We start from the raw sequence: 13240 nt of genomic DNA on the forward strand, positions 1-13240 counted from the left end.
TTTCTATGCGTCTTTTGCTTGAGTTAATTGGACAATAAAAAGGTAATTCTACCAACAAAAGTGAGTTAATTGCCATTGCATGATCATAAGAGATGTATCATTGTTGATGATATCTCATAAATACAGCATTATCGACAAGAGCAGATAAATGTTGGTGCATTAGAAACTTTCATCTAGAGAAGATATTGTTAGGTATTCACGAAATAAAGTATGATAAAGTTGATAGTAACCTCTTTTAACTTTTTTTATTAAGTTCTTTTCTTCTAACCTTTTAAACGCCATTGACGGATTTGTTACACCTTTTACATCCTTTGTCCGAAGTGTTTCAGTTCGGCAAAAGTAGTCCAATAATTTTCGTTCAGTATCATTTGTAATCGCTATATCATTTATAAATCTTGTTGCAGCAAGATGTTCTAAAATTTCAGGATAAACTTTTTGGAATAATTTGATAGTAATTCTACCTGCTGACTTGTACTCAAATAAGTCATGGGCGAAGAATGTAATGAAGTATGGATGTTGTTCTGTTTTTTGAAATATTTCCTCCATTACTTTTTTTTCAAATTTTAAGTTTATATTATTCACGGCCAAAGGACGTTTTAAACATTCTTTTGCTTCTAACTCCGAAAAGGTACCAAGGTGTATTTGCTCGAAAAATCGAACCAGCGGTTCACTAATTCCTCTTATATTAGAGAAAAGAGACTTGTCTCCTGTCACAACTAACATTGCTCGAACCCCTGCTTCTCTTGTGTCTTGAAATATGGCCCTTAAGTCATAGAGACCATTGGCATAGCACTTAGATAAATAGTGTAAGTCGTCGTATGCAATGATCATAAGAGATACATCATTTTTTATGATATCCCATAATTCTTTAATTTTATTTGTGAGAATGGTTGCTGGAGTTGGAGATTTATTTTTTGTCTTTTTTATTTCCACTCCTAATAGTTTAAAACCATCTATTTTCCATTTGGATAGCTGAGATTTTACCTTTGTTGAAAAATCATAATGCCAGATAGATTGATATAATGCATCTACTGTATTGACTGCAAAATCTTCCATTGTTTTACATTTCTCAGGACTAAGAGTTACCTTCACAACAAGTATGTTTTCTTCCTGAGCATCTTGTAGACACTTGTTCAATAAAGATGTTTTTCCAATTCCCCAATTTCCCATAATTGCAATATTTTGAGGGCTTACAGGATTTGATAGTCTAGTTTGTTTTACTGCTCTTTGAAAATACATTTGTTGTCGATTGCGACCTACAAATACTTGGGGCGCTACTGGAAAACCAGTGATATAAGGGTTCATCTTTATTCCCCCTAAATAATAACAAAAATAACATAGCCTTGTTAGTTTTGTTATTATCAATGTATTTGGATAACCTGTCAACACAAAAATAACAAAAATAACAGATGCTTGTTATTTTTGTTATTTCAAATACTGAGCTAATTCTCGATAAAATAAATACAAATAAATCAATGCAATTACAAGGCGCTGCGAAGGTTTAGGTTGCATTTCTATCAAAATAACTGAAATGTTAAATCGGTCATCTAGGACAAATCGTAAAATAGAAAAGTTATTTTGCAAAGGTAGGAAAACAAGCAATGAACATATTTTAAAGGATGTTATATATAACACTTGTAAAACGGACTCCAAACAATATCTAGTGAAATAAAATTTCTACCAACACTCCAAGTGCCCTTGTAGATAAAAGCAAAATAAAATCTTCTAATTTTAGGACTATTCCAAGTAAAACAAAATTTAAACCCACGAAACGACAAATCTTCTTCTATACGCAAATTTTCAACTGTGTGTAAGGTTTTTTGTTTTACTATTCGCATTTATCTTCCTTGTAGATGATCGCAGACAAAGTGCCCTTTCGGGGCGTGTGCCTACGGCGACTAGTCTATTTTTTTTAGGCGTGTTAATTTGTAACCGTTGTTTACTCTCGATATATTAAACTTTATTCTTTTCTTCAAAGGTATTTCTTGAAAGCATATCACCAAATCTGTGCTTAGAGGCAAAATAACGCGCTCAAGAGTAGGAAAGCGCTCGAACCATTCAACGGGAATTTCGTTGTAAGATTCGTATGCGGAGAGGTCTATTGTCTTTATTTTGAGTAGATCACGTTCTATTTTGAGTTTGTCTTGTGTTTCTGAAAACGGTACGACTATTAATTTTGTAATTATTTTTTCTATGTCTATAGTTTCTACTTCAGCAATCAGTTCATCGACTCCTATTGATTTCATAGAGACTTCTTTGCAATTAAAGTTGCAATTTCTGAATTCGGGATATCTTTGTGATTCTTCTGATTCCACATAATGCATTTCTCCCCGAAAAGAGCAGTTGTCGAAAACGCAGTCATCGAGGCAGTGTGGCCCTTCCAAATAGAAAGTGCAACCGCGATACTCGGTGCGTGGTTCAACTGCGTGTAAGGTTTTTTGTTTTACTATTCGCATGTATCTTCCTTTTGAGTGTTGCGGCAAAGGGCGTATCCTTTGCTTTTCTCGTAAAATGCTTTAAACTTAATTCTCTCTTCTGGAGGAAATTCTCTCAATGTGGCTACTAGATTTAATCCAAAAGGCAAAATAACCTTCTCTAGCGTAGGAAACCTATCAAACCAATCGATGGGTATTTCACTGTAGCTCTTGCAAGCGGAAATATCTATTGTTTTTATTTCGGGTAGATCAAGCTCGATATTTATTTTTTCTTGCGAATCCCATAGAGGTGTAATTTTTATCTCGTTCGCTAGTTCAAGTAATTTTTCCATTCCTGGTACTGGAATCATCTGATAGGATTCTATTGAATCAATCAATACACTTTTGCAGTTAAAGCTGCAATTTGAAAAAACAGGAGTTCTAATTTTTTCGTTAGACTCCACATAATGCAGCTCCCCCCGAAAAGAGCAGTTCTCAAAAACGCAGTCATCGAGGCAGTGTGACCCCTCCAAATAGAAGGTGCAACCACGGTACTCGGTGTGTCGTTCAACTGCGTGTAAGGTTTTTCCTTTTACGACTTTCATATTATATTGCTACCTTCCAACTCTGATATTTTGTGTATCCTTGATAGGGTGATTATGTCGTAGTCAGATTTTTTTTCCACAGTGATAAATCTACAGGTGCTTTTACTTGTGGTGAACTTTTCTCGACTCATTCTGAATTTCATTCTTACTTTTATTTGCTTGAGGCTTTCTATTTTCATTATATCTCCCTTGGGAAAGTGCTTTAAATTACACATTCGCATATCAAGGGACATCAAACTTTTCCATCTGTCATCAATAAAGTTAGTATGAAAAATACTTTTTTAACTTCTTGGATTCGAACTACAAAAGTAGTAATTGTACTTACTATAAAAAATACCAAGAATTGCCCGTATAGCAATACATCAAACAAATAAAAGCATATCACTCTTATCAAATAATTGAATATAGAAATACCATCGTTTTTTCCATCTACATACCAATCTCATAAGAAAGATTTCTGTTATAAAACTTATAGGGCAAAAAAAGGCGATTCTATCGCTTTTGCTGATAGAATTGCCCTTTTATTAATTGTATTCCTTGAATAAAAAAGATGCCTCGACTTAATAGCCAAGACAAAACCAAAATCTACGTTAGTTCTTCACTCTCATAGCATTTTCGGCGGTTTTGACATACTTCGGGAGCGACGTAGTAGTCATCGGGTCCCACGGGCGTCATGGTTCGCAAACACCAATAGTTCGACAATGAGCTCTGGTTTGTACGCCAATCTGTTTCTCCTGGGATAGGCAGATAGGCCATTTTGCAACGCAAATGGCAGCAATTCGATACAACTATATCTTTCTTTTCCATGTCTTTCCCCTTATGCAAATGGATCGATATCAGAAGCCCAACAAACTGTTCTTTTTATTACGGCTTGGAATATGTGAACTTTGTATTTGTTTTGTGACAATGGCGTTGCTTTTTTCATCGCTTCTTTTCCCACGCTTGCCGCAATATCAATGGTCACTTCTTGGTTGTTTAGTGCACTTTCCGCTTCCTTTGAACGCATAGGAACCGGGGCTGCGGCACCAAGAGCTACGCGAGGATTTTGGCATTTTTTTCCATCTAGTTGCATGGAAACGGCGACTTCGGCAATGGGCCAGTCGAAAGATTGCTTTGCTTTTTGCTTGTAGTAATAGCTCACCATATTTTTTGCTGCGGGAGGAAGATGAATCGCAGTGATGATTTCTCCCTGTTCCAAGATGTTCTCTCTGTGCATATTTTCTCTTGGAGTGACAAAGAAGTCTTCGACGAGTATTTCGCGCGAAGATTTCGCCGAGGCAATGGTCAGTTTTGCTCCTAGGGCAATCAAAGCCACTGCTGTCGTCGACGGGTGGACCATTACGCAGCCAAAGTCATTCTCGAAAATCGCGTGGTTTTCATTTTCTCCGTTTACGGCAAAACAGGTAAAACCACCTTTGCGCGTACAATGGTAATCTTTATTGCGAAAGTACCAACATCTAGGACGTTGACACAAACTTCCGCCTAAAGTGGCGCTGTTGCGAATTTGTGGGGTTGCTGTGGAACCGGCAGCTTGTGCTAGTGCTCGATAGCTCCCAGAAAGAACTTCGCTCGACGCCAATTCAGCTAGAGTAGTACCTGGCCCTATCTTTACTCCTGTTGTCTGATTTCCCTCAATGTACTTTAGTTCATCAATAGAATTGATATTGACGAGACGTTGTGGGTGGGCGATTCCTTCTTTGATGAGGTCTAAAACATCAATTCCTCCGGCCTTGATGATTGAATCAGAAGACTCTAACGCACGAAACACATCGGCGGTACGTTTTGGCATAGCATATTCAAATGAATTCACTTGTTCTCTCCTTTCTAGGAATGTAAAGCTTCTAGAACTTTTGCAGGGGTCATAGGTAAATCGCGAATACGCACACCTATCGCATGGTAAACAGCGTTCGCAATCGCAGCGGCAACTGGTGCCGTGGCCGGCTCTCCAATTCCTTGTGCTCCGGTGCTACTATTTCCGCGGTTGGTATCTAAAACAATGGTTTCAATTTCGGGAATGTCCATAGAACCTGCAATTTTATACTGTTCCAAGTTCGGATTGACTTGTAAACCATGATTGCGATCTATTACGCGCTGTTCAAATAAAGCGTAGCTAACGCCTTGGATAATTCCACCATTTAACTGACTTTGCAATGTCAGACGATTGATAGGACGACCACAGTCATGTATCGCCAAAATACGCTTTACTTTAATGACACCTGTTTCGGTATCCACTTCCACTTCGGCAAATTGCATACCACCAATGGTATAGAAATTACGCCCAAGGAAATGTACTGCAGGGGCACCTTTTATGTCGATGTGATCTTTCTTTCTCTCACCCATGACACTGAAAGTTCCGCCTGGTATCTTCGAGGCCACTTTTTTCCAACTTAGTTTACGCGTAGGATCGCTTGTTACGAAGATAACTCCGTCGCGAATGTCCAGTTCTTGTGCTGTGGCATTTAAGTGTGTTGCCGCTATTTCTAGCATTTTGTTCTTCGCAAGATACGCCGCATCACGTACTGCGGGAGTAATACCCGCTGTTGTCTGGCTACCACCACTTGGCGGACCAAACCCTAGCTTCGTATCTCCTATACGCACAACGATATCATGAGGCTTTAGGCCTAGTTCTTCGGCAGCCACAACCGCCATTGCAGTGCGACTTCCGGTACCAATGTCCTGGGTTCCATTTAGTAGCTCCACAGAACCATCGCCGTTTACTTTAATGGTCGCCTGATATCCCACACCATAAAAGTAGTACCACACAGAATTTGCCATACCCATACCGGTTTTGATAGGGCCTTTGTCGGCGTTCACCTTAGGATTTCGTTTATGCCACGCAAATTTTTCGGCACCAATTTGATATTCTTTTTGGCGCACATCGTGATTCATGGTGTTGATTTTGCGAAATTCCAGAGGGTCCATTCCAATTTTGTAGGCCAGATCATCAATGCTTTGTTCTAAAGCAAAAATTCCTTGGGGGTGTCCCGGCGCGCGAAAGGCCTTAGACGGTCCCGCATTGGTGAAAACATCGGCATCTTGCGTGTATATTTTCGGACACTCGTAAATTCCTTTTGCCGGAGCCGAAGTTCCCGCTCCTGTAGAAATTCCAGCAGAACCTCTAGAGACCAGCGAAAGAGCTTCTAACTTACCACTTTTATTCGTCGCGATCTTCAGAGTTTGCATAGAACTTGGTCGATTTCCACCGCTAACGTGTTCCTCGCGGCGCGAAAACATCAATTTTACAGGACGCCCGGTTTTTTTCGCTAGCTTTGCTGCGGCGATTCCAAAAGGACCTGCACCGAATTTTGCGCCAAATCCACCGCCCATATAATCGGTAATGACACGTACATTAGTTTGCGGAATTTTTAATACTTGTGCGAGTTCTCCGAGAACACTGAACGTTCCTTGGGTAGAGGCCCAAACGGTTAAATGGTCTCCTTCCCAATTTGCCACAACACCGTGTGTTTCTAGAGCAGAGTGAGTTTGGACCTGCGTTTGATATGTCGCACTGACACTGAACTCAGATTTTTCAATAAACTGCTCGATTTCTTCCTTGGTGCCACCTTTTGTATAATCTTGTGGAGCACGAACATTTCCTCTACGTTGTCCGGCGTTGTCTTCGTCCACTTCGATTTGACCAACTTCCTTGTCTCTTTCAAACTTTCCTTGAAAGACTTCTGGGGCATCTGATTTTTGCGCTCCCGCTAAGTCAACAACAAAAGGACGTTTTTCGTATTCTACTTTTACTAACTTCAGAGCTTCATCTACTTGGTGAGCTGTTTCTGCGGCAATTGCGAGAAGTTCTTGGTCGGCATAACGCACTGTCAGCGGTAAAGTTTCTTGCACCAAAACAATACCTTTTACTCCCGGTGCTTTTTCCGCAGCAGAGGTGTCAATTTTTGTGACAACCGCTGATGGACAAGGCAAACGAAAGAATTTTGCGTGAAGTGTACCAGAGAGTTTCATGTCAAAGGTGTACTTTGCATTTCCGGTAACCTTCTCTTTTCCATCCAACCTCGGCGTTTTGCCTCCGACAAACTTTAGTTTATCTTTGCCGTCCCAGGGCTTTGGAGAATCATCGGGTATGGTCACCTTAATTTCTTCGAGATCGTTCTCCACACCAATGTGAAGTTTTACTTCTTTGGCCATTCCTATTCTCCTTTCTTCCCGCTGACATCCATCACCGCTTTAAAAACATGTGGATAAGTTCCACAACGGCATAAGTTACCACTAACCGCTTTACGAACTTCTGGCAATGTCGGTTGCGCATTGTGATCAAGTAAATTCTTACAACTCATGACCATTCCTGGAGTGCAAAATCCGCATTGTAGGGCATCATGATTCACAAAAGCCTCTTGCAACGGATGAAGCTCATCACCATTTGCCAAACCTTCGATGGTTTCAATCTTTTTTCCAGCAGAATCAATGGCAAGCGTCATGCAAGAACAAACGGACTTGCCGTCCACAATGACAGTACATGCTCCGCAAGCTCCACGGTCGCAAACCACTTTTGTGCCTGTTAAATTCAAATCTTCGCGCAGCAATTCCGCCAAAGTAGTTCGCGGTGGAACTTTTTGTGCATACTTTTTTCCATTTACGTCAAATTCACAAGAAATTCCATTTTTACCAATGACATCACTGTCATTTTTTGTATCCGCTTTTATGTCAACAGATGCAGTGGTGGCGATAACAGCTCCCACAGAAGCGATTCCCGCACCTTTCAAAAAAGAGCGACGCGATATTTCTTTTTGTGATAGATTTTTCTTTTCTTCCATATCCTCCTCTTTTCATAACTAAAGAATGTATTTTTAACCAGCTCAAGTATTTATATTTGTATTTGTATTTATATATACGCTAGCATAAATTTTTGCTGATGTACAATTAAGTTTTATAATATCATCCATTAAAATTCATTAGAGTACGATCCTGATTTATCCAAATTCAGGTATTCTCCAAATATGATTTTCCGCATCCTTCCATTGCGACAAAACCCACTCCGCCAACTTTCCCCCTACGGTTGTAGAATTCTCATGAGACACATACAATATCCAATCGCATTCATCACAAAACCAAAACGTTTCCGGTGAACTATCTAAAGGTTCCCAATTATCAGTAGCCACAATGTAGTCATCTCCGCCTTCGTTCAATTCATATACACACTCCACATTCCATGATTTCATCATCGCATGCAAACTTTCGTTAGAAAACTTCTTTTCGAAATCTGTACTAAAAAAGGCTTTAAGATTAAATTTAGGATTAGGATGTGGTTCCAAAGGAAAGTAGTACCCAAAACCTGCTCTCCAAGCTTCCTGCGCTTTTTTGCGTATTATTTGCGATTCATTTTTAGATAAACGTTGGCAGAAATCTTGCGAAAGTGTATCTAAAGTATCTGAAGAGTAACTCAAAAGCGTTTTTACAAATCGGTCCCGCTCTTGTGCCACAATATCTTCAGAGTTTTGTTCTAAATTGATCATCTCAGCGGCCAATTTGATCACTTCAATTGCATCTGAGAAACGATCATAGTCACATTCTAAATTTTTAATTTCTTCCATCATCAAACCAAGAAAATTACTTTGTATAGAATTTTTTGTGGAATCCTTATTTTGCTGTAAAACAGCGTAACGTTCTTTACAATATTTTAGAAGGGAGGCATGCAACTTAAAGTATGTTTTCATGGTTATTCCTTGCTGTATATGAAAATGTATCGATTCAAAAGCGAAGTAGTACAAATAAAATTATAGAGTTGTAAGGACGAATATAAAAATCAATAAACAAAAATTTAGATTTACTACATTTTAAAATTCTAAATAACTAGGCTAAATGCACCAAATGTAAAGGAAATATACACCTGGTGTCATTCCTGGCTCGATCAGGAATCCACAATATGAAGTAAATTTCAAAGCGCCTGGATCCCTGATCAAGTCAGGGATGACACTCCGATGGTAGTTTTGTAGTTCCCGAGAACACAGTAAAGGAAATATTTCTTTAATTGATGACAACCCCTAAGTTATCTTAGATTTTGCTTCTTATGAAATAAGTGATCCATTACAATAAATGTTTTGAAAATAAGTGATAACCCACCAAAAATTTTTATCACAATAAGTGGCTGTAGTAAGGGAAATGAAATGATTCTAGAAACAATTGATTGGTTATGTATCGCCGTATTTTTTATCATATCTTTATTTATTGGACTCATAACATCTAGAAAAGCGGGCTCTAGTGCCAAAGAATTCTTTTTATCGGGAAGAAATATGCCGTGGTGGTTGTTGGGTGTCTCGATGGTGGCAACAACCTTTTCTGCCGATACTCCCAACCTAGTTACAGACATTGTTCGTCAAAATGGTGTCAGTGGTAACTGGACGTGGTGGGCATTTCTACTAACAGGTATGCTTACCGTTTTTGTCTATGCTCGTTTGTGGCGACGTTTAGGAGTAATGACCGATCTGGAATTTTACGAATTGCGCTATAGCGGTAAAGCCGCCGCTTTTTTACGAGGGTTTCGCGCTGTTTACCTCGGTATTTTTTTTAATGTGGTTATCATGGCAACCGTGTGCCTAGCCGCAATTAAAATTGGTGGAATCGTACTCAATTTATCTCCCATCGCTTCCTTAACTATTGCTTTGAGTGTAACTGTTCTTTATAGTTCGTTAGGTGGCTTACGCGGAATATTACTCACCGATTTTTTTCAATTTATCATTGCGATGATAGGCTCTATCTGGGCAACCGTTGTTATTCTCGACTTGCCACAGGTCGGCGGTTTGACAAATTTATTGCAGTCACCGGAGATACAAGGGAAGCTCGACTTTTTTCCTGATTTTTCCAACATGGAGCTTCTCATTCCCTTATTCATTTTACCTCTTGCGGTTCAGTGGTGGAGTGTGTGGTATCCCGGATCAGAACCTGGTGGTGGGGGATATGTCGCACAGAGAATGCTTGCCGCAAAATCAGAAAATCATGCGCTAACAGCTACTTTATTTTTCAATGTGGCACACTATGCTTTACGACCATGGCCATGGATCATTATTGCACTATGTTCCATCAAAGTATTTCCCGATCTCATCTCCATACAAAAAGCCTTTCCTCATCTCGATCCTGGTATTGTCAAACACGATACCGCTTATCCGGCGATGATCACATTATTACCAAGTGGATTAATGGGGCTAATGGTAGCCTCCCTGATCGCCGCCTTCATGTCGACCATCTCCACACACTTAAATTGGGGAGCTTCATATGTCGTCAATGATTTTTATCTACGATTTATCAACTCCAACGCGAGCGAAAAACAGCTGGTTTCTATTGGACGCATCACCACGGTTATTTTGATGATAGCGTCTGGCTGTATTGCTTTGTTTTTGAGCAACGCACTTCAGGCATTTCAGATTTTGTTGCAAATAGGAGCTGGCACAGGCTTACTCTTTATTTTACGCTGGTTTTGGTGGCGTATCAATGCATACAGTGAAATCACCGCGATGATTGTTTCGTTTATTGTGGCTTTGTATTTCAGTCTTTTTTCTTCCGGTCTTTCACCTCACGTTGAATTGTGTATAGGAGTCGCCATTACCACCATTTCTTGGATTTTAGTAACATTTTTAACACCGGCGACAGATGAAAAAGTGTTGATGTCGTTTTATCAGTTAGTGCAACCGGGAGGAGCTGGGTGGAAACCGATTGCGGACAAGGTAAAAAAACAAGATAAGATTGGCTCGATTCCCACCGCTATTTTGTGTATGGTTCTGGGATGTTTTTCAACGTATAGCGCCTTGTTTGCCACGGGATACTGGTTGTATGGCAATTATTTTATGGCGAGTTTGTTAACAACGGCCACGATAATTTCTAGTGCACTTTTATGGCTTTGCTGGAGCAGAGAATCGCAAAAGTAAAATGGCAGGAAAATTAGACGTGAAAATTAAATCAGAATCGCTAAAAACCATAGAAAATAATACTTCATACCACGGTTGTGCTTTTTTCTTAAAAGAAGATAAGTATTACGAGGTAAAAGAGTGTATTTTCGAAAATTGTAGTTTTCGTACCGATGTCACCTTTTGCGAAATAGAAGATTGTCGATTCATCAATTGCAACTTCGACAATAAGTTTTGTTTGACCTTGGATAACCCCAAATTAGCAGAGTTACCAAAAGAGATCGCACAACTTTCCTCTCTTACTCACTTACGTTTAAAGTCGACAAAAATAACACGTCTTCCACAAGAGATTGGGCAACTTTCTTCTCTTACTCAGCTAGATATATGGGATTCAAAAATGACAAGTCTCCCAAAAGAGATCGGGCAACTTTCTTCTCTATCCACATTAAATTTAATCAATACAAAAATAACAAAGTTACCAAAAGAAATCAGCCAGCTTTCGTCCCTTACTTTTCTTGATCTGAGTGATACACCAATAACAAAACTTCCACAAGAAATTGGGCAACTTTCGGCCCTCGCGGAGCTGTATTTAAGTGGTACAAACATAGCAAAATTGCCAAAAGAATTATTCGAGATTTCTTCTCTTACTAACCTTAGATTGAGTGGCACAAAAATAACAGAACTAATAGACATACACAAGCTATCTTCCCTTACCTTTGTTGCATTGAGTCACACACGAGTAACCCAAATCCCAAAGAGCTTTGCACAACTTTCTTCCCTCACAGAACTACATTTGAGTCATACAGACATCACAGAATTACCCAAAGAATTATTCCAAAACTCTCCTCTTACTTATCTTACTTTAAGCAATACAAAGTTAGCAAAACTGCCAAAAGAATTATTTCAACTTTCTTCGCTTACTCATCTTGATTTGAGTAATACACAGATCACCGAACTACCAAAAAAGATGCAACTTCCTTCTCTTGTCTGCTTTAGTGTGAGCAATACAAAAATAGTAAAACTACCAAAAGAATTATTTCAACTTTCTTCGCTTACTCATCTTGACTTGAGTAATACACAGATCACCGAACTACCAAAAGAGATTGCACAACTTTCCTCTATTAAGTATCTTAATTTGCGTGGTACACAAATCACCGAAATCCCACCAGAGATCGCCCAACTCTCTTCTATTACTTATTTAGATTTGGGCGGTACACAAATCACCAAACTACCACAAGAGATTGGGCAACTGTCTTCTCTATCTACGCTAAATTTAATGAACACAAAAATAACGAAGTTACCCATCGAAATAAAACAACTTTCAAAACTAAACATTATATCTGAGTACTAACATAAAAATTTCACCAAAAGGGATAGAAAAAAGTGAATTTATTTTCCAAAGCTCTTATTCGTAATATTGCGATAGTAGTTACTCTAAAAATGGACGGCAAATTCAAAATGATTGTAAAGTCTAAATCGCTAACAACCATAGAAAGTAGTAATTCATACCATGGTTGGTGCGATTCGTCCTTAGGTAAATACATAGCCTAAGGTCATTTATGAACAAATAAATGATAACTGTTTGAACGATAAGGGTGGAAGTCCCTTCCCTCAGTTCAGAGGTGACTCCTGTCTGCCCACGCCGAGATGACTCGGAATTCATCAGAGCGAAGCTGGGAAGGGCACAATCAGAGATCTGCTATGAGATCACACTGGCGCTAATAGGGAGTGAATATGGTCAAATGTTTATATAAAAAAGCCAAGTATAAACGATGTCCATACTTGGCTTTATGTATTCAGTCATCTAGGATTTTGTAATTAGACGAGTCTAAGCTTTCTTAAAAAGCAAATAAAGTTTTGCAATCCCTTTAATTTTCTCCAAGGCTTCACTTGATGGTAGTGATGCCTCAGAGATATTTATTAACTTTTTGATATTTTCTTCAAGTAACTTTAGCGGATCTTTTGATCCAGGACTCCAATTAACCTTTACGCCTCTTACTTTCTTTGCGATTTCTACTGGCAAATCATGGAAGATAACTCTTGTTCTTTTGTGTGGAAGAGGTGTCCATTTACCATCTACACAGATTTGGCTTTCTTTGTATCGAGCAAGAGTGTTTCCTTTTTCATCAACAAAAATATACGCTGATTTAAAACAATAGCCTGCGAGTAGAACCTTATTAATAACCAACTCATAAATCTCGACCTTACCATTTTCAGATATTTTAATTTGCGACCATGCGTGCCTCCCCCCATCTAATGTTGAATTTCCTTCATCCTTGTGTACGTTTACTGTAAGTGGCAATGCTGTAATTTGCGATGCCAACAGGATTATTGAAATTGTTCTAAGTATCGCTCTCATTTT

At 39.0% G+C, this 13240-nt stretch carries 12 protein-coding genes; 3 read left to right on the forward strand and 9 right to left on the reverse strand.

Features of this window, described 5'->3' with window-relative positions; all coding sequences use genetic code 11:
• Positions 1-159: 159 nt before the first annotated feature.
• From UABAM_RS14315 to UABAM_RS14350, 8 genes are all read right to left on the reverse strand, one after another.
• The gene (locus UABAM_RS14315) at positions 160-1305 is read right to left on the reverse strand and encodes a type IV toxin-antitoxin system AbiEi family antitoxin domain-containing protein (RefSeq protein WP_151968687.1); all 1146 of its coding nucleotides are present in this window, start codon (positions 1303-1305) and stop codon (positions 160-162) included.
• Between the two features lie 593 nt (positions 1306-1898).
• A complete protein-coding gene (locus tag UABAM_RS14320) occupies positions 1899-2456 on the reverse strand; it encodes a hypothetical protein (protein WP_151968688.1) in 558 nt (185 codons plus the stop codon).
• The gene (locus UABAM_RS14325) at positions 2447-2785 is read right to left on the reverse strand and encodes a hypothetical protein (protein ID WP_151968689.1); all 339 of its coding nucleotides are present in this window, start codon (positions 2783-2785) and stop codon (positions 2447-2449) included. The genes UABAM_RS14320 and UABAM_RS14325 overlap by 10 nt, the downstream gene beginning before the upstream one ends.
• Before the next feature lie 819 nt (positions 2786-3604).
• Complete coding sequence (locus UABAM_RS14330; RefSeq protein ID WP_151968690.1) at positions 3605-3826, reverse strand: hypothetical protein; 222 nt, start codon at positions 3824-3826, stop codon at positions 3605-3607.
• Positions 3827-3836: 10 nt separating this feature from the next.
• A complete protein-coding gene (locus UABAM_RS14335) occupies positions 3837-4829 on the reverse strand; it encodes an FAD binding domain-containing protein (protein ID WP_151968691.1) in 993 nt (330 codons plus the stop codon).
• Positions 4830-4843: 14 nt separating this feature from the next.
• Positions 4844-7168 carry a xanthine dehydrogenase family protein molybdopterin-binding subunit gene (locus UABAM_RS14340; protein WP_151968692.1) on the reverse strand — a complete coding sequence of 775 codons (2325 nt, stop codon included), beginning with the start codon at positions 7166-7168 and terminating at the stop codon, positions 4844-4846.
• 2 nt (positions 7169-7170) lie between these two features.
• On the reverse strand, positions 7171-7794 hold the full coding sequence (locus tag UABAM_RS14345; protein WP_151968693.1) for a (2Fe-2S)-binding protein: 624 nt from the start codon (positions 7792-7794) through the stop codon (positions 7171-7173).
• A 156-nt stretch (positions 7795-7950) separates the two neighbouring features.
• A complete protein-coding gene (locus tag UABAM_RS14350) occupies positions 7951-8694 on the reverse strand; it encodes a hypothetical protein (protein ID WP_151968694.1) in 744 nt (247 codons plus the stop codon).
• 450 nt (positions 8695-9144) lie between these two features.
• Here UABAM_RS14350 and UABAM_RS14355 point away from each other — a divergent pair, with 450 nt between their 5' ends.
• The 3 genes from UABAM_RS14355 to UABAM_RS33445 are packed head-to-tail and all read left to right on the forward strand — an operon-like array spanning position 9145 to position 12429.
• Positions 9145-10899, forward strand: a complete 1755-nt coding sequence (locus UABAM_RS14355) for a sodium:solute symporter family protein (protein ID WP_151968695.1) — start codon at positions 9145-9147, stop codon at positions 10897-10899.
• Between the two features lie 19 nt (positions 10900-10918).
• Positions 10919-12229 carry a leucine-rich repeat domain-containing protein gene (locus UABAM_RS14360; protein WP_173013323.1) on the forward strand — a complete coding sequence of 437 codons (1311 nt, stop codon included), beginning with the start codon at positions 10919-10921 and terminating at the stop codon, positions 12227-12229.
• Between the two features lie 32 nt (positions 12230-12261).
• A complete protein-coding gene (locus UABAM_RS33445) occupies positions 12262-12429 on the forward strand; it encodes a hypothetical protein (protein WP_173013324.1) in 168 nt (55 codons plus the stop codon).
• 277 nt (positions 12430-12706) lie between these two features.
• Here UABAM_RS33445 and UABAM_RS14365 read toward each other — a convergent pair whose 3' ends face one another.
• A complete protein-coding gene (locus UABAM_RS14365) occupies positions 12707-13237 on the reverse strand; it encodes a hypothetical protein (protein ID WP_151968697.1) in 531 nt (176 codons plus the stop codon).
• Between the last annotated feature and the right edge of the window lie 3 nt (positions 13238-13240).

Origin of the sequence: Candidatus Uabimicrobium amorphum, assembly GCF_009002475.1 — a bacterium.
In the GTDB taxonomy this organism is placed as follows: Bacteria; Planctomycetota; Uabimicrobiia; order Uabimicrobiales; family Uabimicrobiaceae; genus Uabimicrobium; species Uabimicrobium amorphum.

Excerpts from the sequence above, each read along its gene's own strand:
- UABAM_RS14325 (WP_151968689.1), bottom strand. The coding sequence starts at position 2,785 with ATGATTCCAGTACCAGGAATGGAAAAATTACTTGAACTAGCGAACGAG.
- UABAM_RS14365 (WP_151968697.1), bottom strand. The coding sequence starts at position 13,237 with ATGAGAGCGATACTTAGAACAATTTCAATAATCCTGTTGGCATCGCAA.
- UABAM_RS14345 (WP_151968693.1), bottom strand. The coding sequence starts at position 7,794 with ATGGAAGAAAAGAAAAATCTATCACAAAAAGAAATATCGCGTCGCTCT.
- UABAM_RS14330 (WP_151968690.1), bottom strand. The coding sequence starts at position 3,826 with ATGGAAAAGAAAGATATAGTTGTATCGAATTGCTGCCATTTGCGTTGC.
- UABAM_RS14355 (WP_151968695.1), top strand. The coding sequence starts at position 9,145 with ATGATTCTAGAAACAATTGATTGGTTATGTATCGCCGTATTTTTTATC.
- UABAM_RS14320 (WP_151968688.1), bottom strand. The coding sequence starts at position 2,456 with ATGCGAATAGTAAAACAAAAAACCTTACACGCAGTTGAACCACGCACC.
- UABAM_RS14315 (WP_151968687.1), bottom strand. The coding sequence starts at position 1,305 with ATGAACCCTTATATCACTGGTTTTCCAGTAGCGCCCCAAGTATTTGTA.
- UABAM_RS14340 (WP_151968692.1), bottom strand. The coding sequence starts at position 7,168 with ATGGCCAAAGAAGTAAAACTTCACATTGGTGTGGAGAACGATCTCGAA.
- UABAM_RS14350 (WP_151968694.1), bottom strand. The coding sequence starts at position 8,694 with ATGAAAACATACTTTAAGTTGCATGCCTCCCTTCTAAAATATTGTAAA.